Raw genomic sequence first — 20,248 nt, forward strand, 5'->3', positions numbered from 1 at the left:
CCCCGGCCGTCGTCGCTGCTGATCCGGCTGAGCCGAGGCTTAGCGGAGGAGCTGCAGCACGCCCTGGTTGCCCTGGTTGGCCTGGGCGAGCATGGCGGTGCCGGCCTGCGACAGGATGTTGGAGCGGGTGTACTTCACCATCTCCTCGGCCATGTCGGTGTCGGTGATGCGGCTCGACGCGGCCGACAGGTTCTCCTTCGAGACCGCGAGGCTGCGCGAGGCCGACTCGAGGCGGTTCTGCGAGGCGCCGAGCTCCGCACGAGCGGTCGAGATCCCCGTGATGGCGGTGTCGAGAGCCGTGATGGTCGCCTTGGCAGCGGTGTTGTCCGTCACGTCGAAGACCGTGCCGGCGGCGGTGCCGTCGGCCGAGGCCAGCCCGGTGACGGTGCCCGCCACGTCGGCGAGGTTCACCGTGATCGAGTCGTTGGCGGTGTCGCCGGCGCCCACCTGGAACGTCAGCGTGCCGCCCTTGAGCAGGTCGATGCCGTTGAAGTTGGTGCCGTTGGTGATGCGGTAGAGCTCCTTGCTCAGCTCGTCCGCCTCGGTCTGGATCGCGTCGCGCGACTCGGTGGAGTTCGAGTCGTTACCACCCTGGACCGCCAGGTCGCGCATGCGCTGCAGGATGGAGTGGACCTCGGTGAGCGAGCCTTCAGCGGTCTGCACGACGCTGATGCCGTCCTGAGCGTTGCGGGCGGCGACGGTGAGACCGCCGACCTGCGACTTCAGGCCCTCCGAGATGGCCAGACCCGCCGCGTCGTCCGCCGCACGGTTGATGCGGAGGCCGCTGGACAGCTTCTCGAGCGACTTCGAGAGGTCGCCCTGCGTGTTGTTCAGGTTGCGGTAGGCGTTGTTGGCCGCGATGTTGGTGTTGATCTGCATACCCATGATGTTTCCTCCATGACTGGGTGGGTGGTTCGCGGCCCTTCCGTGGTCCGCATGAGCCCCTATCGGCCGCCGGCGGCGACCCGTTAGGGGACGATCAGGATGCTCGCGCCGAGGTGGGCGACGAGGGGAGCGGTGCGCCGAGGTGCGAGACGGCGTGCTGCGCCAGCCGGGCCAGATAGGCGCTGCGGCGGGCCTGCGACGTCTTGGCCTCGATGATCTCGGGGTCGCCGTCGTCGGCGTAGTGCGTCGCCATGCCCTCGCGCATGAGGCGGATCGCCTCGGAGCGCTGCTGCGAGACGGCCGAGTGCGTGATGCCGAGCTCCTCGGCGATCTCGGTGACCGTGCGGTCGTCGAAGTAGATGGCCTCGACGATGGAGCGCATCCGGTCGGGGAGAGCCGCGACCGCGGCGCGCACGTAGGCCGTCCGCTCGTTCGTCAGCACCGACTCCTCGGGGCCCGGCGTCTCGGAGACGAGCAGCGGCTCGATCGTCTCGTCGAGGGCGGTCACGGTGCGGGAGGCGTCGGCCAGCCCCGCCGCAGCGGTGTCGCGGTCGACGCCCAGCGCGGTCGCGATCTCGTCGACGGTCGGGGTGCGTCCGAGGGCCGCGGTCAGGCTCTCCTGCACCGCGAGGGTGGCCTTGATCCGCTTGCGGGCGGAGCGGGTGGCCCAGTCGCCCGCGCGCAGCTCGTCGGCGAGCGCGCCGACGATGCGGGTGCGCGCGTAGGCGCCGAAGGGCACGCCGGTCGACGCGTCGTAGGCGTCGGCGGCCATGACCAGGGCGACGGACCCGGCGGAGGCCAGGTCGTCACGGGACAGGTGCGTCGCGCGGGCGCACAAGTCGGAGACGAGGTAGCCCACCAGTGGCAGGTTCTCGACCACGAGCGTGTTGCGATCGTTCCGGTTCACGCGTTCGACCCTCTATTCATCGGACGGGCGGGGCCTCGTCCCGGTGGGGCCGGGAGGCTGCCGCGCTCGGGCGGTGCTGGACGCTCGGGCTTACTTCGGGTGCCGAACGGGATGCTAGGAGGTCTATCCGTGATCACGCTAACAACGCGGGAGCGGGGGAGTCGCGCCCGTTCTGCCCCCACTACGGGGCAGCCGTACCCCCAGTTAACGGGCATCCATGAATGCTGATATTCAAACTGGGCGTGTGCTACGAACCGCACACCGCGTCCTCCGTCCTGAGGGCATCCACAGCCGGCCGAGCCTAACGTGGAGGCCAGCCGTGCCGATGGTCCCTGGTGATCGGCGGGTGGACTCCCGCCCCCGACCCGAGGGGACCAGGTGCGCACATCGACTCACGAGGAAGTTGGTAGCGACATGGCCGCGAGCGAGCTCTCCGCGCAGCTCTGGAAGGAGCGCGAGCTCCTCGAGCTGCTGCTGTTCAAGCTGGAGGAGGAGCAGCTGCTGCTCATCGCAGGCAAGTCGCGCTGGATCTCGCACGCGACGCGCGAGGTCGAGCAGGTCATGGAGCGCATGCGCGAGGCCGGGCTCGCCCGCACGGTGGAGGCCGCCGCCCTCGCCGAGCAGTGGGGCCTGGCGCCCGACGCTTCCCTCCGCGAGCTGGCGGCCGCCGCACCCGACGGCATCTGGTCCGACATCTTCGGCTCGCACCTCGCGGCCATGACCGAGCTGACCGGCCAGATCGGCGAGGTCCGCGACACCAACGAGCGCCTCCTCCGCGAAGCCGCACGGTCGACGCAGGAGACCCTCAGCGGCCTCGCCGGCAGCCCGGCCGACGCCGGCGTCTACGGCGCAGGCGGCGAGAGCCGTTCCGGCGACACCGGCGCGCGACTGTTCGACACCGAGGCCTAGCAGGAGCAGGGATGAGCACTTTCAGCGGTCTGAACACCGCCTACACCGGCCTGGTCGCCGCCAAGGCGGGCCTCGACGTCGTCGGGCAGAACCTGGTCAACGCGAACACCGCCGGCTACACCCGGCAGCGCGTCAGCACCTCCGGCGTCTCGCCGCTCAACTCGGCCGGCCTCTTCAGCGGAGGCGTGCGCCCGGGCCAGGGCGTCAGCATCGACGGCATCCAGCGCCTCGACGACGCCGCCCTGAGCGCCCGCGTCCGCAGCACCACCGCGCTGGCCGGCTACTCCGGCACCCGCGCCGACGCCATCGCGACGCTGGAGTCGTCGCTCAACGAGCCGGGGGCCAACGGCCTCTCCACCTCGCTGCAGAAGTTCTGGGCCGCCTGGGGCGATGTCGCCAACCAGGCGGGGGAGGAGGCGCCGGCCGGCGTCCTCCTGGGCCAGGCGGGCAGCCTCGTCACCCAGCTGGCCGAGGGGTACCGCTCGGTCGAGAGTCAGTGGAGCTCGCTGCGCACGCAGGCGGGCGGCATGGCCGACGACCTCAACACCGCCGCGACCGAGGTGGCCGAGCTCAACGGCCGCATCCGCGCCGCACTCGCCTCCGGCACCTCGGCGAACGAGCTGATGGACCGCCGCGACCTCCTGACCACCCAGATCGCGAAGCTCGGTGGAGGCGTCGTGCGCCCGAACGAGGACGGCACCGTCGACGTGCTGCTCGCGGGCAACGCGCTCGTCTCCGGCACCACCGCCAACGCCGTCACCCTCGTCGGCGCGCAGACGCTCGCGAACGCCGGCGGCGACCCCGTCCGCCTGGAGTGGGCGCACCGGCCGGGCGTCGCCATCGCGCTGGAGGGCGGCTCCATCTCGGGCGCGGTCTCGACCCTCGCCCCTGCCGACGCCTCCGGCACCGGGGGAGTGCTGGCGGAGGCCGCTGCCGGCTACAACGCGTTCGCCCAGACGCTCGCTCAGCGCGTGAACGCCGTCCACAGCACCGGCGTGACGCCCACGGGCGCCACGGGACTGGACTTCTTCGCCATCGACCCGACGAAGCCCGCCGCGCTCGGCCTCTCCGTCGTCCCGACCTCCGTCGGTCAGATCGCCACGTCGACGCCGGGGGCCGGGGGAGCGAACGGCAGCGTCGCTCAGGCCATCGCCGACCTCGGTTCCGGCACGAACGCCGTCGACAAGCAGTGGACCGCCTTCGTGGTCCGCATCGGCGTCGCCGGCAAGACCGAGCAGCAGCAGGCCGACCTGACCGCCCTCGCGGCCACCTCGGCCACCAACGCGCAGCTCGCCAACTCCTCCGTCGACCTCGACGAGGAGAACATGAACATGCTCGCGTTCCAGCACGCCTACCAGGCCGCGTCACGCGTCATGTCCGCGATCGACGAGGCGCTCGACGTGCTCATCAACCGCACCGGAGCCGGGAGGTAACCGTGTTCACCCGTGTCACCAACGCCACGCAGACCGCAACGGCGCAGCGCAACCTGCAGCTGAGCCTTCAGCGGCAGGCGCAGCTCTACGACCAGGCCACCAGCCGCAAGCTGCTCAACAGGCCCTCGGACGACCCGACGGCGACGGCGAGCGCCCTCACGGTGCGCTCGGACGCCGCCGCGAACGCGCAGTACAAGCGCAACGTCGACAACGGCGACGCCTGGCTCACCACCGCCGACTCGGCCCTCACCTCGGTGGAGACGCTGATGCGCCGCGTGCGCGACCTGACCGTGCAGGGCGCGAACGACGGCGCCCTCTCGCCCGAGGCGAAGGAGTCGATCGCGACCGAGCTCGACGGGCTGAAGAAGAGCCTCCTCGCGGCCGCCAACACCACGTACCTCGGTCGCACGGTGTTCGCCGGCAACTCGGACGCCGGCGTCGCCTTCCAGCCCGACTACTCCTACACCGGGGTGGCGGGAAGTACAGTGGAGCGCAGGATCGGCCAGGACGCCACCGTGCGGGTGGACGCCGACGGCGCCGCGGTCTTCGGGACGGGCAGCGACTCGGTGTTCGCGCTCATCGACGCCACCGTGAGCGACCTGAAGAACGGGGTGAACATCCGGCCGCGCCTGGGCCAGATCGACGACAGGATGAAGGCGATCGTGGGAGAGCACGCGGAGATCGGCGGTCGGCAGACCCGCATCGACAAGGCGAAGGACGCCCTCGCCGTCGGCGCGAACGCGCTCGAGGCGCAGCGCGCGGGCCTGGAGGACGTCGACCTCGCCAAGGTGCTGCTCGACCTCAAGACCCAGGACGTCAACTACCAGACGGCGATCGCCGTCACCGCCCGCGTGCTCCAGCCGACCCTGATGGACTTCCTCCGATGACCGCGATCCGCTTCGTCGCTCCGCCGCCCGGCCTGGAGCCCCTCGCCGCCTTCGAGCTCGACGCCGTCGCCGGCGCCGACGGCCTGTACACGCTGACGGCCGTCGAACGACCCGAGATCCGGCTGTTCACGCTCGACGCCGAGCGCCACCTGCCCGGCTACTCGCCCGAGCTGCCCGACGACCGCGCGGCCGACCTGGGCATCAGCGCCCCCGAGGAGGCACTCCTCCTGGTGGTCGTGACGCCGTCGGCGGCGGGCAGCACGGTGAACCTCCTGGCCCCGGTCATCGTGAACCGGGCGACGGGAGCCGCGCTGCAGCTCGTCCTCGACGACGACGGCCTGCCCGTGCGTGCGGAGCTGGCGGCACTGGCCGGCGCGGCCTGAGCCCGGCGCGAAACCGGCGTCACCGCCGAGCCGCTCACTTCTTGGCCGGCTCCTCCTTGGCCGGGCACGGCGCGGCCTTCTTCATCGCCGCTGCCATCTGCGCCTCCGACCACGGCAGCGACTCGACCACCTTGGCGCCCTTCGTCTCCGCGGGGACCTTGGAGGCGATGGAGGCGAGCCGCTGCGCCAGCGCCCGGGCGAACGCGGCACCCGGGGTCGAGTTGTTGAGCGCCACGACCACGGTCAGCCCCGACGCCGGGTCGGCGTACATCGCCGAGGTGTAGCCGGGGATCGATCCGCTGCTCCCGTGCAGCGGCCCGAGCTGCTGCACGCCGAGGCCGTACTTCTGCCACGAGGCGCCGTTCGTGATGCCCTTGCGCTGCTCCGCCGTCGACTTCTCGCTCAGGAGGGACCCCGCGGCGAGCGCCTGCGTGAACGTCTTCAGGTCGGCGAGGTTCGACACCACGCCTCCGGCCGTCCATCCCATCGAGGGCGAGAGCCGCGAGACGTCGGTCACGGTCTGGCAGACGGGATTGCCTGCGGCGTCCGGGATGGAGACGTAGCCGTCGGGATGCGCGCCGGGCACGGTCAGGGTGGAGGCCGGCGGCAGCACGGTCGCCTTCATGTCGAGGGGCCCGAACAGCTCAGACTCGAAGAGGTCGGCGGCCGACGATCCTGACGCGTTCTGCAGCGCCATCCCGAGCAGGATCGCGTTGGTCTGCGACGATCCGTACGCCTGGCCCGGCTTGCCGTAGCGCGGGGCCGCGACGCCGTCGCTCGCCAGCTCCAGCGGCGGCCACTGGCGGGTGGGGTTGGTCAGGAACTCGCGGCCGAGCTGGCCCTGGTAGTCGGCGATGCCGGACGTGTTGGCGCACAGCTCACGCAGCGTCACGCCTTCGACGCCGACCATGCCGGGGAGCCACTTGGTCAGCTGGTCGTCGAGCTCGACCTTGCCCTCGTCGACGAGCTTGAGGAGCACCGTGCAGGTCATCGGGATGGTGTTCTGCCCGATGCGGAAGGTCATGCTCTCGGTGGCGGGCTTCGACCCTTCGCGCGTCGTCGTCCCCTCGGCGGCCGTCCAGGTGCCCGCCCACGGCGCCCAGACCCCCGCGAAGCCGGCCGACGCGTCGGCGAGCCGGACCGCCTCCTTCAGCGTCTCCGACATCTTGGTCGACGTCTCGCGCGGCAACGAGGCCTCGTGCTGCGACGGGAGGCCCGCTCCACCCGGTGAGGAGGTGCAGGCGGCCAGCGTCAGCGCGATCGCGCCCGCCACGGCGGAGAGCACGGCTCTGCGCACCCGGCTCCGACCTCGCATCGCGCCCCCTGTCGTGGTGTGGTGTTCCAGGATTCTAACCTCCCGCAGAAAAACCTCCCTGACACAAGGGGCTGTCGCCCCAATCCGAAAACGACGACTCTCCGAATCAACCACGAGGCGCGCGGACGTGCGCCGTCACAGAGGAGAACGAACAATGCGCACATCACCGAACCGCCTCGTCGCCACGATCTTCGGCGCCGTGTACCTGCTCGTCGGCCTGCTCGGCTTCGCCGTCACCGGCGGCGTCGGCTTCGTGGCCACCAAGGGCGGCCTTCTGCTCGGCATCTTCGAGGTCAACCCGCTGCACAACATCGCCCACCTGCTGATCGGCGCCGCCCTGCTGATCGCGGGCCTCACCCGCCTGTCGGCCGCGCGCGCCGTCAACATCACGGTCGGGGCCGTCTACCTGCTCCTCGGCATCGTGGGCTTCTTCCTCGTGGGCACCGGCGCGAACATCCTCGCGCTGAACACCCCCGACCACTTCCTGCACCTGGTCAGCGCCATCGTGCTCCTCGGCGTCGGTCTGGGCGCCGAGCGGACCGTGCGCTCCGCTCGGACCGTCTGACCGGCCCGGCCACGGCGCACCCCATGAGCAGGATGAGCGGAACCGCCCCCGTCGCCCCGGCGACGCGGGCGTTCCTCGCCGTGGCCGCGCTGGGGGCGGGTCTGCTGCACGCAGCCCTCGCCCCCGGCGCACCTCCTGTCCTGCTCGCGGTGCTCCTGGCCATCGCGGCGGCCGAGCTGGGCTGGGCCGCCGCCACCCTCGCCCGCGACCGGCCGCCGCTGCTCCGGCTGCTCCCCGCCCTGGCCCTCGTGCCGCTCGGCGTCTGGGCGGCGCTGGCCGTCGCCGGGGCGGTCGCGAGCTCGGGCAGCGTGCTCGCCTTCCCCTTCCTGCCGATGGCGGTCGCCTCCCTGCTCGACCTCGCGGTGGCCGTCGTGACCGCTGTCGTCCTGCGGCGTGGGAGGGCAGCCCGGCAGGACACCGGAGCCCTCCGGTTCGTCATCGCCCTGGCGCTCAGCGCCGCGGCCGTCTGCGGCCTCACCATCCCGGCCCTCGGCCTCACGGACGCCGGCATCGCGGCCGTGGAGGTCGGGCACCACCACTGACGCTCGACGCGACCGGCGCTCGACGCGGGACCGGCGCTTGACGCGGGACTCCCCGTACGCCAGGCTGGGTTAGGTAAGCCTTACCTAGCAAGCCTGACCCGGGAGACCCGATGACCGAGCCGATCCCCTTCTCGCAGGCGCTCCGCGAGCGCACCCGCTCCGTCCACGAGGAGAGCGAGGGTGCGGTCTTCATGCAAGACCTCATGAGCGGCAAGGGCAGCCGCGAGGACTACATCCAGCTGCTCAGCCAGCACTACTTCATCTATCAGGCGCTCGAGGAGGCCGCGGCCGGCCTGGCCGACGACCCGGTCGCCGCGCTCTTCATCACGCCGAAGCTCACCCGCCTCCCGGCCATCGAGGCCGACCTCGAGTACCTGCTCGGCGACGACTGGCGCGACCGCATCTCGCCGCTGCCGACCACCTTCCGCTATACCGCCCGCATCCGCGAGGTGGGCGCGACCTGGCCGGGCGGCTTCGTCGCCCACCACTACACGCGCTACCTCGGCGACCTCTCGGGCGGCCAGATCATCCGCACCCTCCTGCAGCGCCAGTACGGCTTCGACACCAACGGCGTCGGCTTCTACCTGTTCGACGAGATCGCCAAGCCGAAGGTCTTCAAAGACGTCTACCGCGCCCAGCTCGACGCCGTCGACTGGACCGAGGAGGAGCGCGACCGCGTGATCGCCGAGGTCGGCCTCGCCTTCCGCTTCAACACCGACCTCTTCAACGACCTGGCTGCGGCGAAGGCGGCGACGATCGCGGCCTGAGCCGTCCCTCCTACCGCCGGGTCAGCGCGAACGACGCGTTGCCGAACCGCACGATCGAGCCGGGGTCGACCTCGTGCCGGGTGTTGGGGTCGCACGCGAAGGTGCCGTCGCCCGGGTAGGTGATCGTCGTCCCGTTCGCCGAGCCGAGGTCCATCACCCAGAACACGCCGTCGTACTGGCCGAAGGCCAGGTGCGCGCGCGATACCGACTTGGCGTCGTCGGCGACGGTGATCAGCTCGGCGTGCGCGGGGTCGTCGAACTCGGTCCCCGGCGTGTGCACGGCGGGGTTGCGGCCGATGACGCCCTCCGACATCGTTTCGATGTGCTGGCCGTCGCTGAAGTCCAGCACGAACATCACCGCCACGCGGGTCCTCCTTCATCCATCAGCCGACCGCCACCCTCACCGGCTGGGCGTCGCGCATGAAGCGCTCCACATCCTTGTCGACCATGATGTCGCCCGGGCGCAGCGGCCGGGTGAGGTAGAGCCCCTCCAGCGTGGTGATCCGGCTGAGCGCCACGTAGGTCTGGCCCGGCGTGAAGGCCCGGGTGCCGAGGTCGACGATCGCGGCATCGTAGGTCTTGCCCTGCGACTTGTGGATGGTGACCGCCCACGCCAGCCGCAGCGGGAACTGGGTGAACTCCGCCACCACGTCCTTGGTGAGCTTCTTGGTCTCGGGGGAGTAGCTGTAGCGGTACTTCTCCCAGATCGCCGGCTCGACCTCGTGCACCTCGCCGTCGACGTCGACGTACACCGTGCTGTCGATCCGCGTCACGGTCCCGATGGTCCCGTTCACCCAGCGCGGCCCGTCGCCCTGACTCACGTCGTTGCGCAGGAACATCACCTGCGCGCCCACCTTGAGCTCGAGCGTCTCGTCAGCGGGGTAGTTGCGCCCGCCGAAATCTCCACTCACCTCCGCCTTCGCCGTGAGCGCCCGGCCCGGGAGGCGCTCGAGCGCCTGCGCGTTGATCCGGTTGACGGTGTCGTTGCGGGTCGCCAGCGTGATCGTGCCGTCGGACGGCGCCGGCCGCGCGCCCATCTCGTTGAGGCGGTCGGCGATCTCCTTCGTCACCATCCCGTGCCGCACGGCGTTGAGCATGTACCGGAAGTCGGACTCGTGCTGGCGGTGCACCTGCAGCAGCTCCACGATGCGCAGGTCGACCTCCTGCCACACCTTGGCGTCGAAGAACCACATGGAGCGGTAGGTGTCGGCGAAGTAGGCGCGCTCCTCCGCGTCGCCCGGCACGGGCGCCAGCTGGTACGGGTCGCCGAAGAGCACGATCTGCACGCCGCCGAACGGTTCCTTGGGCTTCTGCCTGGCCTGCCGGAGGCTGCGGTCGACCGCGTCCATCAGGTCGGCGTTGACCATCGAGACCTCGTCGATGACGAGCGTGTCGATGCTGTTCAGCAGCTTCTTCAGCTCGGTCGACTGGTCGATGTCGTGGTCGGCGATCACGCCGATCGGCAGGCGGAACAGCGAGTGGATGGTCTGGCCGCCGACATTGAGCGCCGCGACCCCCGTCGGCGCCGAGATGACCAGCGACTTCTCGGTGTTCCACGACAGGTGGTTCAGGAGGGTCGACTTGCCGGTCCCCGCACGGCCGGTGACGAAGACGTGGTCGCGCGTGTGCTCGATCAGCTCGAACACCGCCTGCTGCTCCGCAGAGAGCGAGAGTCGGCCCATCCGAATCCCTTCCCCTCCGTGCGACCTGCCGCACTACTCTAACGCCCGGCCCTCGACGTCGGCTGTTCTCCACAGCCCTCTAAACTGGCCGCATGTCCGCATCAGGGGAGGGGAGCGGCCGTCCGGAGGGGCTCAGCCGCCGCACGCGCGACCTCCTGCTGTGGTCGGGCGCCGGGGTGCTCCTCGTCCTCGCCTTCGTGGCGGCGCTCGGAGCCGTGCAGCGCACGTATTACAGCGCCACCGGTTTCGTCACCGCCTACGTGCAGGCGCTGGCCGCGCACGACGTCGCCGGCGCGCTCGCGATGCCGGGCGCCGCGCCCTCCACCGAGGCGCTGAACCGCGCTGGGCTGCCGACCGGGGCCTCCCGCGAACTGCTGCGCTCCGACGTGCTGCCGACACTCACCGACATCGAGGTCGTCTCCGACCAGGCGCTCGACGACGGACGCCACCGGGTCCGGGTCAACGCCGTGGCGGACGGGCACACCGTCACGGGCGTCTTCACCGTCGAGCCGGCAGGCTCCGTGCTCGGCGTGCTCCCCACCTGGCGGTTCGCTGCGACGCCCCTGACCGTGGCGCGGATCACCGTCGCACACGCGGATGACTTCACGATCGGCCGGCACACCCTCCAGCCGCGAGCTGCTGCCCCCGATCAGCCGGCCGACGCCTTCAGCGCCGCCGCCGACTACCTGATGTTCGCCCCCGCGCGCTACGAGCTCGGGCACTCCTCCCGGTACCTGAAGGCGGCGCCGACGACCCTCAAGGGCAAGCCGGGAGCCACGGTGGAGGCGACGGTCGACGCCGAGCCCACGCCCGCGTTCATCGAAGCGGTGCAGCAGAAGCTCGACGGCTTCCTCGACGACTGCGCGAAGCAGGACGTCCTCCAGCCCGCCGGCTGCCCGTTCGGTGTCGAGATCGACGACCGCGTGCAGGGAGCACCCGCCTGGGCGATCGCCGAATATCCCGCGGTGACGCTGGAGGCCGGGCCGACCTCCTGGCTGATGGGGAGGACCGATGGCGTCGCCCACCTGACCGCGACGGTGCAGTCACTGTTCGACGGGACGGTGGAGCAGCGCAGCTCCGACGAGGAGTTCACGGTGACGCTCAGCAGCGTCCGCATCCGCCCCGACGGCTCGCTCGACATCGTCGTCGGGCAGTGACCGAGGCCGGCGGGTGAACGGCCGCTACGGCTTGACCTTGTCGCGCTCCGCGAGGCGCGCGAGCCGCTCGTTGTAGGCGCGCAGCTCGGCGTCGTCGGTACGGTCGGCGTTGCGGTCGCGGCGCCGGGTCTCGCGCTCGTCGCTGCGGCTCCACTGGATCGCCACGACGATCGCGAGGATCACGGTCGGGATCTCGCCGATGCTCCACGCGATGCCGCCGCCGACCTGCTGGTCGGCCAGGGGCGTGTCGCCCCACGTGCGCCCCATCGCGCCGAACCAGTCAGCGAGCAGCAGCCCGTTCATCTGCATGATCGACAGCCCGAAGAAGGCGTGGAAGGCCATCGTGCCGAGCAGCAGGAGCAGCCGGAACGGATACGCGAGCCGGTACTTCACCGGATCGATGCCGATCAGCGACTGCACGAACAGGTACCCCGTGATGAGGAAGTGCGCGATCATCCACTCGTGGCCGACGTGGTCGGTCGTCGCCCAGCGCATGATCGGCGTGTAGTAGAAGATCCAGAGCGAGAAGGCGAACAGGCCGGCGGCGACCAGCGGATTCGAGATGATCGCGGCGAAGCGCGAGTGCACCGCGAGCAGGATCCACTCCCGCCCGCCGCGCGACCCGTCGTCGCGCTTGCGGATCGCGCGTGCCGCCAGCGTCACGGGAGCGCCCGGCACGAGCAGCAGCGGCACCGCCATCGTGAGCACCATGTGCGCCGACATGTGCGCCGAGAAGAGGTACTTCTCGTACACGTTCACGCCGCCGTTGGTGATGTAGAAGAGCAGGAGGATGCCGAGCGTCCACAGCACCGTGCGGTAGACGGGCCACTTGTCGCCGCGCTTGCGCAGCCTCCACACGCCCGCCAGGTAGAAGAACAGAGCGAACGCGCAGCCGAGCACCCAGAGCAGGTCGAAGTTCCAGCTCGTGAAGAGGCGGCCGAAGGTGAGTTCGGGCGGCAGCTTCTCGCCGGTGAGGATCTCGGCCGGCGTGGGCGTGGCCGCCCGGGTCTGCGGCACCGGCGTGACGGTGCGGGCGAGCGCTGCCGCGACACCGGACGCGATGCCCATGAAGGCGAGCTCGGCGGTGACGATCCACCAGAACGTGCTGCGCTTGCCGCCTACCTTGAGCCGGTCGATCAGGATGCGACGCTGGGCGACGCCGAACAGGCCGAGCACGACGAGCACCGCGACCTTGACGAGCACGAGGATGCCGTACGGCGTCGCGAGCTCGGCCAGCGTGCCGACGCGCAGCTCCGCGTTCACGTAGCCGGAGGCCGCCACGACGATGAAGGCGACCAGCGCGATCGAGCTGTAGCGCTCGAGCACCGTGACGAGCCTGCTGCTGCCGAGCACCCCGCGCAGCACGATCAGCGTCACCAGCCCGCCCAGCCAGATCGCGGCGAACAGCACGTGGAGGCCGAAGGAGGTGACCGCCGCGTCGTGCCCGGACGCCTCCGCGCTGTGCCCCTGCTGCGCCATCGGGATGACGCTCGCCATCGCCAGCGCGGTGACGAACACGAGAGCGGTGTGGTTGCGGACGGCGAAACAGAGGACGGTGACCGCGGCTGCGATCAGCGTCACCCCGAGCCACGCCTGCCCGAGCGGAACGCTGGTGATGAATGAGCTGAGCCCGTTGCTGAACCCCTCGTCGAACGACCACGGCACGTTCGAGACGCTGACGAAGGTGAAGAGCCCGGTCGCCGCTGCGGAGACCGTCATGACCGCCGCACTGCCGGCCGCGAAGTCGAGCGCCTTGCCGTACTCCTCGCGGTCGGGGCTGAACGCGAAGCAGCTGAGCACGAGCGCGCCAAGGACGCCGGCCAGGCTGAGGTTGACCACCAGCGTCGAGATCGGCAGCCCCCAGCGCACCAGAGCGCCCGGATCGGCGAGCAGTGGCGCATCCGCGCCGCCGCCGAAGGCGAGGCCGGCCAGGACCGCCGCGAGCGCGGCGACCAGCAGGACGGCAGGGCCGATCACACGGACGATTCTGGGCACCGTTCCAGCCTAGGCCTCCCACCCGAGCGGCCGCCGAGTGCGGCGACCGACCGCCAGTAGCTCCGCGAGTCCATCGAGCAGCTGCTCCCAGCCGGGCTGCAGACCCGCGAGCATGGGCGCCGCTTCGGGGCCGGCCCCCTCGGCACGAAGCGTGAGGCGCACCCTCGTGGCGGCCTCGTCCGGTTCGAGCACCACGTCATGCAGTACGCGCACCTGCGGCCGCCCCTCGGCGTCGACCGGCGACAGCTCATACACCAGGCGCCTCTCCGGCTCGACCTCCTGCACCCTGCCGACAGAGGAGTACTCGGCGCCGTCGCCCTCGCGCAGCACCAGCGAGACGGGAGCGCCCGGCGTGGGCGAGACCTCGCAGCGCACGACGTCGAAGTGCCGCGGCGCCCACCACAGGGTCGCGACCCGCGGGTCGGTCCAGGCGTGCCACACGTCAGGCCCCGCAGCCGGGATCACCCGCTCCAGGACGAGGTGCTGCGCGGCGCCCCGCGGGCCGTCTGCTGCGCGCTCCTGCACGGCAGCGATGCCGGCGGCGTACTCGGCGAGCACCGTGTCGTCCGCCTGCGGCGCGGCCAGCCCCGAGAACCATTCGGCGATCGCCCCCATCGCGTCCCGGTCGAGCGTGGCGACACGGCGGCGGCCTAGGCGGTGGATGCGGATCACGCCCGCCGCCTCCAGCGCCTGGAGGTGCTTGCTGGTCTGCGGCTGGAGCGCACCGAGCGCGACGGCGACCTCGCCCACGGTCATCGGCCTCTCCGCGAGGAGCGCGATGATGCGGAACCGCGTGGGCTCGGCCAGCGCGGCCAGAGCTGCGTGCACCTCCACCGCTTCTCCTTCCTCACCACCCTTGACACATTCGTCATGACGAATATATCGTGCTCCTCGTCACGCCACAACCGGACACGAAGGAGTCACCATGCAGACCATCGAGCGCACTGTCGCCGCTTCACCGCAGACTGTCTGGGAGCTGTGGACCACCCCGCAGGGGATCTCGCGCTGGTGGGCGCCCGACGGGTTCCGGACCGACGTCGACCGGCTCGACCTGACCGAGGGCGGGGAACTCGTCTACACGATGACGGCGGAGGCCCCCGAGCAGGTCGCCTTCCTCGAGCAGAACGGGCTGCCGCTCAGCACCGAGTCGCGCAAGGTCTTCACCGAGTTGGCGGAGCCGCACCGGCTCGCGTACCGCTCGCTGATCGATTTCGTGCCCGACCACGAGCCCTACGAGCACCTGACGATCGTCGAGCTGGAGCCCGAGGGTGACGGCACGCGCGTCACCATGCGGGTCGAGCCCCTCCACGACGAGGTCTGGACCGAGCGGCTCATTGCCGGTCGCACCAACGAGCTCGAGAACCTCGAGCGTCTGGTGGCACGCCCCTGAACGCGACGAGGGCGGCGTCGCACATGCGACGCCGCCCTCGGCAAGCGGGGGAGACTACTTGACGGCAGCCTTCAGCTTCGAGCCCGCGGTCAGCTTGACGCGGTGGCCGGCCGGGATCGAGATCTCCTCGCCGGTCTGCGGGTTGCGGCCGGTGCGCGCGGCGGTCTCGGTGCGCTCAGCAGCGAGCCAGCCGGGGATGGTGACCTTGCCGCCCTTGGCGACGGTCTCGGCGACCGTGCTGAAGAAGGCGTCGACGACGCTGGAGACGGCGGCCTGGCTCTGACCCGACGCCGCGGCGACGGCGGCGACGAGCTCGGTCTTGTTCAGGTTGTCAGCCATTGAGTGTCCTCCTCGGACCTTGTGCTGGATCTACAGCTTCTGTGTGGAACGGTTGAGGCCACCTTGGGCCATTACGTTTGGTCGGTCGACCGCCTCGAATGTATCAGAAACCCGCGAAAACACGCGGAATTCCGGCGTTTCGAGGCACCTTTTCCGGTCAGTTCCATGCAGAAGGGGCGCCCGGCCGAAGCCGGACGCCCCTTCACAAGGCTGTCGCCGATGTCACCAGCTGGACTTGGTGATGCCGGGGAGCTCGCCGCGGTGCGCCATGTCGCGGAACCGCACACGCGAGATCCCGAACTTGCTGAGGTTTCCGCGGGGACGGCCGTCGACGGCGTCGCGGTTGCGGACGCGGATCGGCGAGGCGTCGCGGGGGAGCTTCTGCAGACCCACGCGGGCGGCCTCACGGGACTCGTCGGTGCCGTTCGGGTCGACCAGGGCCTTCTTCAGCTCGAGCCGCTTGGCGGCGTTGCGAGCCACGATGACCTTGCGCTGCTCGTTCTTGGCGATCTTTGACTTCTTGGCCATGATTAGCGCTCCTCTCGGAAGTCGACGTGCTTGCGGATGACCGGGTCGTACTTCTTGAGCACGAGGCGGTCGGGGTCGTTGCGACGGTTCTTCTTGGTCACGTAGGTGTAACCGGTGCCCGCCGTCGAACGGAGCTTGATGATCGGACGGATGTCCTGCTGCTTCGCCATCGCTAGATCTTCTCCCCACGGGCCAGGATGTCCTTGACCACGGCCTCGATGCCACGAGCGTCGATGACCTTGATGCCCTTGGCACTCAGGTTCAGGGTGACGTTACGGCGAAGCGACGGAACGTAGTACGTCTTCTTCTGGATGTTCGGGTCGAACCGGCGCTTGGTGCGGCGGTGCGAGTGCGAGATGCTGTGACCGAAGCCGGGAGTGGCTCCAGTCACCTGGCACACTGCTGCCATTACTTTCTTCTCCAATACCGTGGGGCGGACGCCCCACCCAAGGTCACTTGTCGGCGCACGACTTCCCTGTCTTTTCGCAAGGTGGGGGTTTCGTGCACGATCCGAGCGGGAGGAGTCCCACTCAGCCAAACAACCATGCTACGGCATGCGACGACACCCCACCAAATCGGCTGAGCCCGGATTATTGGACCACGGAAACTCGATTTCGTGTATTCTTGATTTCGCCAACCCGTCTTCCACTGGAGGACGGGTCTTTTCTTGCCCCGCCGTCACTAGCCGTCGGGCTTGCGCAGCATGCCGACCCGGTCGGGCAGCTGGCTCGCCCGATAGTCCTCCGCACGGAGCCGCCTCCACCAGTGACCACCGACTCCATCGTCGGGTCGGCCCCTCAGCGCACCCGCGGTAGGGCTGGTCGAGGGATTTACCGTCCCGACCGGCACACGGTCGCGAACCATACGCAGCGGAAGCTCGAAGTCCGAGTCGTTGGAGACGATGACGACGCCGTCGACGGCCTTGGTGAGCACATCGAGGAGCAGATGCGACACGACGTTCACATCCGATCCCTTCTCCTCGCGCTTCTGAACTGTGGCCATGATGCTGTCCGCGCGACCATCAGAGGCGAGCGCCCTGCGCAGGGGGAGGTCTTCGTCCCAATGCTCTCCACCATGCCGGTAGACCGTCGGTCGGTAGGTTCCCGCGGGCTCATTGACGAGCGGCTCCTCCTTCGCCCAGGAGACATACCGGCCTTCGGCGATCACGTCCACCGAGCCGGATGTCGCCAGCGCGTCCAGATAGACGTTCTGGTCAATCGCCCCGGTCTGACTGGCGACGGCGTCGACCCGCGCCGTGCAGTACACAATCCGCGTAATCTCGCCCCCGCGCCACCCGATCAGCGGTTCGACCAGCGCTCGGAGATCGAGCCACCGCCATCCTGGCGTCCCCCGCCCGCAGTGCTTCCTCGCCCCGTAATACAGGTTGAACCCGTCGACATAGACCCCGATGCGCACCTGCACATCCTATGGTCACATTTCAGACGCGCGCCGAGCACTCCGCGCACAGCCCGAACACGTCCACGACGTGCTGCGCCTGCGTGAAGCCGTGCTCCGCCGCCGCCGCGCGCGCCCACTCCTCGACCGGGTCTGCCGAGATCTCGACCGTGAGGCCGCAGTTGCGGCAGATCAGGTGGTGGTGGTGCCCCATCGTGCAGGCGCGGTACAGGCTCTCGCCCTCCGGCGACTGCAGCGAGTCGGCGTCGCCCTCGGCGGCCAAGTCGGCGAGGGCGCGGTACACGGTGGCGAGGCCGATGGGGGAGCCGGACTCGTGGAGGGTGAGGTGCAACCCCTGCGCGCTGATGAAGCCCTCCGTCGAGGTCAGAGCCTCGCGGACGGCCTCCCGCTGCCACGTGTTCCGCTTCACCATCTCAGGCTAGCCCGCCCGGCTCACGAGTGGCCGTGAGTCCGTCGCGCCCGTGGTCCGGCGGGCTCCCGCAGCCCGGCGGCCTCCGACGATGCGGCACACGACGTAGATCACGAAGGAGATGGTGGTCACGTACGGGCTGATCGGCACGGCGCTGCCGAGGGCGAGCAGGATGCCGCCCACCACGGACACCAGGGCGAACCCGACGCTCAGCAGAGGCACGCCCAGCGGCGACGAGGAGATCCGCATCGCGGCGGCGGCGGGAGTCACCAGCAGCGACAGCACGAGCAGCGCGCCCACGATTTGCACCGAGACCGCGACGGCGAGGCCCAGCAGCACCATGAAGGCGAGCGCGACGAAGCGCGACGGCACACCGCGGGAGGCGGCGACGTCGGCATCCAGGCTGTCGAAGGTCAGCGGCCGCCACATCACCAGCAGTCCGAGCAGCACGATCGCGCCGATGGCGATCAGCCAGCCGAGCTGCGGGTCGTCGACCGACACGATCTGGCCGGTCAGCAGGCCGAACTTGTTCGCGCTGCGACCGGGGTAGAGCGCGAGGAAGAGGATGCCGAGGCCGAGGCCGAACGGCATCAGCACCGCGATGATCGAGTTGCGGTCCCTGGCCTTCGCCCCGAGCAGCCCGATCAGCACCGCGGCGATCAGCGAGCCGAACAGCGAGCCGACGACGACGTTCGCACCGAACAGCAGGGCGGCCGCGGCTCCCGCGAACGAGAGCTCGCTGATGCCGTGCACGGCGAATGCCATGTCGCGCTGCATCACGAAGACGCCGATCAGTCCGCCCACGACGCCGAGGACCGCCCCCGCGAAGATCGAGTTGCGCACCAGCAGCAGCAGCTCGCCGTAGTCGGTGAAGTTGAAGAGCTGCGACCACAGGTCGTTGGAGGCTGCGAGGTGCGCGATCATGCGGCGGGCTCCGGGTGCGGGGTGTGGTCGTGGTGCGAGTGCGTCTCGGCGTCCGGGATGCCGACGACGACGATGCGCCCGCGCGTGCGGATGACGTCGACGGGCGTCCCGTACAGATCGGTCAGCACCTCCGACCGCAGCACATCGTCGGGGGTGCCGGTCAGGAACCGGCCGCCGGCCAGGTACAGCACGCGGTCGACCATCCCGAGCACCGGGTTCACGTCGTGCGTCACGAAGACGACCGCGCTGCCGTGCTCTCGGCGCCGCTTGTCGATGAGCTCGCTGACGCCGCGCTGGTGCTGCAGATCGAGCGAGAGCAGCGGCTCGTCGCAGAGCAGCAAGGAGGGGTCTCCCGCGAGTGCCTGCGCCACGCGCAGCCGCTGCTGCTCGCCGCCCGACAGCGAACCGACCGGGGCGTCCGCGTAGCGGCGGGCGCCGACCGCGTCGACCAGCGCCTCCGTCTGCTCCCGGTCGGCCCGGTTCGGCCACGGCAGGCCCCAGCGGTGGCCGTTGACACCGAGGGCGACGAGGTCGCGCGCCCGCATCGGCGTGCCGGGCGGGATGATCTTCTGCTGCGGGATGTAGCCGATCCGCCGGTCGCCGCGGCGCACCGCGTGCCCGTCGAAGCTGATCGTGCCGGAGTCGAGCTGCTGCTGCCCGAGGATCGTGCGAAGGAGGCTCGTCTTGCCCGACCCGTTCGGCCCGAGCACCGCGACGAACTCGCCCGCGTGGATGTCGAGGTCCAGCCCGCTCCACAGGGTGCGGGCGCCGAAACCGAGCGAGGCGTCGCGGAGGCTCAGCACCACGTCGCGCTCGGCCGGGAGCGGCACCCGCGTCAGAGGCTCGGTCATGAGCCCAGCGCCTTCGCGACGGCGTCGATGTTCGCGCCCATCCAGCCGACGTAGTGCTTGCCGGCGGGGAGGGTCTCGGTCACCGGCACCACCGGCACACCGGCGGCCTTCGCCGCGGCGAGCACCCGCTCGGTCTCGGGCCCCGTCGTCTGCTCGTTGTAGACCAGTGCCGCGACGGCGTGCCCGTGGAAGAGGTCGAGCATGTCCTTGAGCACGGCCGGCGAGACGTCGTTGCCCTCCTCGACCGCCTCGCTGAAGGCCTCGGGCGTCTTGTTCGACAAACCCATCGCCTCCAGCAGGTAGAGCGGCACGGGTTCGGTGACAGCGACGCCCTTCCCGTCGTACTGCGTCTTGAGGGAGGCGGTGCGTGCCTCCAGCGCGGAGACGACGTCATCGAACTTCGCCGCGTTGGCGGTGAAGGTGCTCGCCTTGTCCGGGTCCGCTTTGCCGAGCGCGTCTGCGAGCGCGTCGGCCAGCTTCTTCACGGTCGGGAGGTCGTACCAGACGTGCTCGTTGAGCTCGCCGCCCTCCGCCTTCTTGCCGGAGAGCTCGACGGCGTTCAGCACCGTGCGGTCGTCGTTCTTCGCGGCCTTCAGCATGGTGTCCATGAAGTCGTCGTAGCCGCCGCCGTTCTCGATGACGACGTCGGCCTTCGAGACGGCGAGCTGGTTCTGCGCGCTCGCCTCGAACGAGTGCGGGTCCTGCGCGGGGTCGTCCATGATCGAGGTCACGGTCGCGGCGCCGCCCGCGATGGCGGCGGCGATGTCGCCGTACACGTTGGTGCTGGCCACGATGCGCAGCTCGCCGTCGGTGGAGGGGGAGCCGCCGGCCCCCGACGCGCAGCCGGTGAGCGCGACCGCCGCAGCGGTCGCGAGGGCGAGGAGGGACACGAGGGATCGCGTCTGCATGAGGATGCCTGTCTAAGCCGCTCGCGCGGCATCGAAAGAGAGTGCGCCCGCGGTCG

The 20,248-nt window shown here is 70.3% G+C and carries 25 protein-coding genes; 9 read left to right on the top strand and 16 right to left on the bottom strand.

The genetic code is table 11. The annotated features are described in order from the left end of the window. Positions 1-39: 39 nt before the first annotated feature. Positions 40-885, bottom strand: a complete 846-nt coding sequence (locus tag P5G50_RS03075; protein ID WP_301211641.1) for a flagellin N-terminal helical domain-containing protein — start codon at positions 883-885, stop codon at positions 40-42. 94 nt (positions 886-979) lie between these two features. Beyond that, positions 980-1,792, bottom strand: a complete 813-nt coding sequence (locus P5G50_RS03080) for a sigma-70 family RNA polymerase sigma factor (RefSeq protein WP_301211642.1) — start codon at positions 1,790-1,792, stop codon at positions 980-982. Positions 1,793-2,206: 414 nt separating this feature from the next. Here P5G50_RS03080 and flgN point away from each other — a divergent pair, with 414 nt between their 5' ends. From flgN to P5G50_RS03100, 4 genes are read left to right on the top strand one after another with little or no spacing between them, the layout of a single operon-like run. Beyond that, the gene (gene flgN / locus P5G50_RS03085; protein WP_301211643.1) at positions 2,207-2,701 is read left to right on the top strand and encodes a flagellar export chaperone FlgN; all 495 of its coding nucleotides are present in this window, start codon (positions 2,207-2,209) and stop codon (positions 2,699-2,701) included. Between the two features lie 11 nt (positions 2,702-2,712). Continuing rightward, positions 2,713-4,134, top strand: a complete 1,422-nt coding sequence (flgK, locus tag P5G50_RS03090) for a flagellar hook-associated protein FlgK (protein WP_301211644.1) — start codon at positions 2,713-2,715, stop codon at positions 4,132-4,134. 2 nt (positions 4,135-4,136) lie between these two features. Beyond that, positions 4,137-5,021 carry a flagellar hook-associated protein FlgL gene (gene flgL, locus P5G50_RS03095; protein WP_301211645.1) on the top strand — a complete coding sequence of 295 codons (885 nt, stop codon included), beginning with the start codon at positions 4,137-4,139 and terminating at the stop codon, positions 5,019-5,021. Then, on the top strand, positions 5,018-5,404 hold the full coding sequence (locus tag P5G50_RS03100) for a flagellar assembly protein FliW (protein ID WP_301211646.1): 387 nt from the start codon (positions 5,018-5,020) through the stop codon (positions 5,402-5,404). The genes flgL and P5G50_RS03100 overlap by 4 nt, the downstream gene beginning before the upstream one ends. 34 nt (positions 5,405-5,438) lie before the next feature. Here the strand turns inward: P5G50_RS03100 and P5G50_RS03105 are convergent, their stop codons facing one another. Beyond that, the gene (locus P5G50_RS03105) at positions 5,439-6,701 is read right to left on the bottom strand and encodes a serine hydrolase domain-containing protein (RefSeq protein ID WP_301211647.1); all 1,263 of its coding nucleotides are present in this window, start codon (positions 6,699-6,701) and stop codon (positions 5,439-5,441) included. Positions 6,702-6,873: 172 nt separating this feature from the next. Here P5G50_RS03105 and P5G50_RS03110 point away from each other — a divergent pair, with 172 nt between their 5' ends. From P5G50_RS03110 to P5G50_RS03120, 3 genes are all read left to right on the top strand, one after another. Further along, positions 6,874-7,284 carry a DUF4383 domain-containing protein gene (locus P5G50_RS03110; RefSeq protein WP_301211648.1) on the top strand — a complete coding sequence of 137 codons (411 nt, stop codon included), beginning with the start codon at positions 6,874-6,876 and terminating at the stop codon, positions 7,282-7,284. A gap of 23 nt (positions 7,285-7,307) precedes the next feature. Beyond that, positions 7,308-7,826 carry a hypothetical protein gene (locus P5G50_RS03115; protein ID WP_301211649.1) on the top strand — a complete coding sequence of 173 codons (519 nt, stop codon included), beginning with the start codon at positions 7,308-7,310 and terminating at the stop codon, positions 7,824-7,826. Positions 7,827-7,936: 110 nt separating this feature from the next. Then, entirely contained in the window at positions 7,937-8,593 is a 657-nt protein-coding gene (locus P5G50_RS03120; protein WP_301211650.1) for a biliverdin-producing heme oxygenase, read from the top strand. A gap of 10 nt (positions 8,594-8,603) precedes the next feature. On the opposite strand, the gene P5G50_RS03125 is transcribed toward P5G50_RS03120, so the two are convergent. After that, the gene (locus P5G50_RS03125) at positions 8,604-8,948 is read right to left on the bottom strand and encodes an FHA domain-containing protein (RefSeq protein ID WP_301211911.1); all 345 of its coding nucleotides are present in this window, start codon (positions 8,946-8,948) and stop codon (positions 8,604-8,606) included. Positions 8,949-8,976: 28 nt separating this feature from the next. Further along, on the bottom strand, positions 8,977-10,275 hold the full coding sequence (locus P5G50_RS03130) for an ATP-dependent DNA helicase (RefSeq protein WP_301211651.1): 1,299 nt from the start codon (positions 10,273-10,275) through the stop codon (positions 8,977-8,979). Positions 10,276-10,367: 92 nt separating this feature from the next. On the opposite strand from P5G50_RS03130, the gene P5G50_RS03135 reads away from it, so the two are divergent. Then, complete coding sequence (locus P5G50_RS03135) at positions 10,368-11,432, top strand: hypothetical protein (protein WP_301211652.1); 1,065 nt, start codon at positions 10,368-10,370, stop codon at positions 11,430-11,432. A 24-nt stretch (positions 11,433-11,456) separates the two neighbouring features. Here the strand turns inward: P5G50_RS03135 and P5G50_RS03140 are convergent, their stop codons facing one another. Together P5G50_RS03140 and P5G50_RS03145 are read right to left on the bottom strand one after the other, a co-directional pair. Continuing rightward, positions 11,457-13,427 (bottom strand): bifunctional copper resistance protein CopD/cytochrome c oxidase assembly protein, encoded by a 1,971-nt coding sequence (locus P5G50_RS03140; RefSeq protein WP_301211653.1) that lies wholly within the window; start codon positions 13,425-13,427, stop codon positions 11,457-11,459. 9 nt (positions 13,428-13,436) lie between these two features. Beyond that, on the bottom strand, positions 13,437-14,261 hold the full coding sequence (locus tag P5G50_RS03145) for a metalloregulator ArsR/SmtB family transcription factor (protein ID WP_301211654.1): 825 nt from the start codon (positions 14,259-14,261) through the stop codon (positions 13,437-13,439). A gap of 91 nt (positions 14,262-14,352) precedes the next feature. Here P5G50_RS03145 and P5G50_RS03150 point away from each other — a divergent pair, with 91 nt between their 5' ends. Then, positions 14,353-14,817 (top strand): SRPBCC family protein, encoded by a 465-nt coding sequence (locus P5G50_RS03150; RefSeq protein ID WP_301211655.1) that lies wholly within the window; start codon positions 14,353-14,355, stop codon positions 14,815-14,817. Between the two features lie 54 nt (positions 14,818-14,871). On the opposite strand, the gene P5G50_RS03155 is transcribed toward P5G50_RS03150, so the two are convergent. From P5G50_RS03155 to P5G50_RS03195, 9 genes are all read right to left on the bottom strand, one after another. Then, positions 14,872-15,156 (bottom strand): HU family DNA-binding protein, encoded by a 285-nt coding sequence (locus P5G50_RS03155; protein ID WP_301211656.1) that lies wholly within the window; start codon positions 15,154-15,156, stop codon positions 14,872-14,874. Between the two features lie 222 nt (positions 15,157-15,378). Beyond that, on the bottom strand, positions 15,379-15,684 hold the full coding sequence (gene rpsN / locus P5G50_RS03160) for a 30S ribosomal protein S14 (RefSeq protein ID WP_301211657.1): 306 nt from the start codon (positions 15,682-15,684) through the stop codon (positions 15,379-15,381). Between the two features lie 2 nt (positions 15,685-15,686). Further along, complete coding sequence (rpmG, locus tag P5G50_RS03165; protein WP_085021186.1) at positions 15,687-15,854, bottom strand: 50S ribosomal protein L33; 168 nt, start codon at positions 15,852-15,854, stop codon at positions 15,687-15,689. Positions 15,855-15,856: 2 nt separating this feature from the next. Next, a complete protein-coding gene (gene rpmB / locus P5G50_RS03170; RefSeq protein WP_301211659.1) occupies positions 15,857-16,093 on the bottom strand; it encodes a 50S ribosomal protein L28 in 237 nt (78 codons plus the stop codon). A gap of 272 nt (positions 16,094-16,365) precedes the next feature. Then, positions 16,366-17,100, bottom strand: coding sequence for an NYN domain-containing protein (locus P5G50_RS03175; RefSeq protein WP_301211660.1), 735 nt, complete (start codon positions 17,098-17,100; stop codon positions 16,366-16,368). Between the two features lie 22 nt (positions 17,101-17,122). Beyond that, positions 17,123-17,512 (bottom strand): Fur family transcriptional regulator, encoded by a 390-nt coding sequence (locus tag P5G50_RS03180; RefSeq protein WP_301211661.1) that lies wholly within the window; start codon positions 17,510-17,512, stop codon positions 17,123-17,125. Positions 17,513-17,518: 6 nt separating this feature from the next. Beyond that, positions 17,519-18,433 carry a metal ABC transporter permease gene (locus P5G50_RS03185; protein ID WP_301211662.1) on the bottom strand — a complete coding sequence of 305 codons (915 nt, stop codon included), beginning with the start codon at positions 18,431-18,433 and terminating at the stop codon, positions 17,519-17,521. Continuing rightward, on the bottom strand, positions 18,430-19,284 hold the full coding sequence (locus P5G50_RS03190) for a metal ABC transporter ATP-binding protein (RefSeq protein ID WP_301211663.1): 855 nt from the start codon (positions 19,282-19,284) through the stop codon (positions 18,430-18,432). Before P5G50_RS03190 ends, P5G50_RS03185 begins: the two co-directional genes overlap by 4 nt. Further along, on the bottom strand, positions 19,281-20,192 hold the full coding sequence (locus P5G50_RS03195; protein WP_301211665.1) for a metal ABC transporter solute-binding protein, Zn/Mn family: 912 nt from the start codon (positions 20,190-20,192) through the stop codon (positions 19,281-19,283). The genes P5G50_RS03190 and P5G50_RS03195 overlap by 4 nt, the downstream gene beginning before the upstream one ends. Between the last annotated feature and the right edge of the window lie 56 nt (positions 20,193-20,248).

Source organism: Leifsonia williamsii, assembly GCF_030433685.1.
Classification (GTDB): Bacteria; Actinomycetota; Actinomycetes; order Actinomycetales; family Microbacteriaceae; genus Leifsonia; species Leifsonia williamsii.

Bases quoted from the DNA above. Each gene is read 5' to 3' on its own strand.
- P5G50_RS03075 (WP_301211641.1), bottom strand. From the start codon at position 885: ATGGGTATGCAGATCAACACCAACATCGCGGCCAACAACGCCTACCGC.
- flgN (WP_301211643.1), top strand. From the start codon at position 2,207: ATGGCCGCGAGCGAGCTCTCCGCGCAGCTCTGGAAGGAGCGCGAGCTC.
- flgK (WP_301211644.1), top strand. From the start codon at position 2,713: ATGAGCACTTTCAGCGGTCTGAACACCGCCTACACCGGCCTGGTCGCC.
- P5G50_RS03100 (WP_301211646.1), top strand. From the start codon at position 5,018: ATGACCGCGATCCGCTTCGTCGCTCCGCCGCCCGGCCTGGAGCCCCTC.
- P5G50_RS03110 (WP_301211648.1), top strand. From the start codon at position 6,874: ATGCGCACATCACCGAACCGCCTCGTCGCCACGATCTTCGGCGCCGTG.
- P5G50_RS03115 (WP_301211649.1), top strand. From the start codon at position 7,308: ATGAGCAGGATGAGCGGAACCGCCCCCGTCGCCCCGGCGACGCGGGCG.
- P5G50_RS03120 (WP_301211650.1), top strand. From the start codon at position 7,937: ATGACCGAGCCGATCCCCTTCTCGCAGGCGCTCCGCGAGCGCACCCGC.
- P5G50_RS03125 (WP_301211911.1), bottom strand. From the start codon at position 8,948: ATGTTCGTGCTGGACTTCAGCGACGGCCAGCACATCGAAACGATGTCG.
- P5G50_RS03130 (WP_301211651.1), bottom strand. From the start codon at position 10,275: ATGGGCCGACTCTCGCTCTCTGCGGAGCAGCAGGCGGTGTTCGAGCTG.
- P5G50_RS03135 (WP_301211652.1), top strand. From the start codon at position 10,368: ATGTCCGCATCAGGGGAGGGGAGCGGCCGTCCGGAGGGGCTCAGCCGC.
- P5G50_RS03150 (WP_301211655.1), top strand. From the start codon at position 14,353: ATGCAGACCATCGAGCGCACTGTCGCCGCTTCACCGCAGACTGTCTGG.
- P5G50_RS03155 (WP_301211656.1), bottom strand. From the start codon at position 15,156: ATGGCTGACAACCTGAACAAGACCGAGCTCGTCGCCGCCGTCGCCGCG.
- rpsN (WP_301211657.1), bottom strand. From the start codon at position 15,684: ATGGCCAAGAAGTCAAAGATCGCCAAGAACGAGCAGCGCAAGGTCATC.
- rpmG (WP_085021186.1), bottom strand. From the start codon at position 15,854: ATGGCGAAGCAGCAGGACATCCGTCCGATCATCAAGCTCCGTTCGACG.
- rpmB (WP_301211659.1), bottom strand. From the start codon at position 16,093: ATGGCAGCAGTGTGCCAGGTGACTGGAGCCACTCCCGGCTTCGGTCAC.
- P5G50_RS03180 (WP_301211661.1), bottom strand. From the start codon at position 17,512: ATGGTGAAGCGGAACACGTGGCAGCGGGAGGCCGTCCGCGAGGCTCTG.
- P5G50_RS03185 (WP_301211662.1), bottom strand. From the start codon at position 18,433: ATGATCGCGCACCTCGCAGCCTCCAACGACCTGTGGTCGCAGCTCTTC.
- P5G50_RS03190 (WP_301211663.1), bottom strand. From the start codon at position 19,284: ATGACCGAGCCTCTGACGCGGGTGCCGCTCCCGGCCGAGCGCGACGTG.
- P5G50_RS03195 (WP_301211665.1), bottom strand. From the start codon at position 20,192: ATGCAGACGCGATCCCTCGTGTCCCTCCTCGCCCTCGCGACCGCTGCG.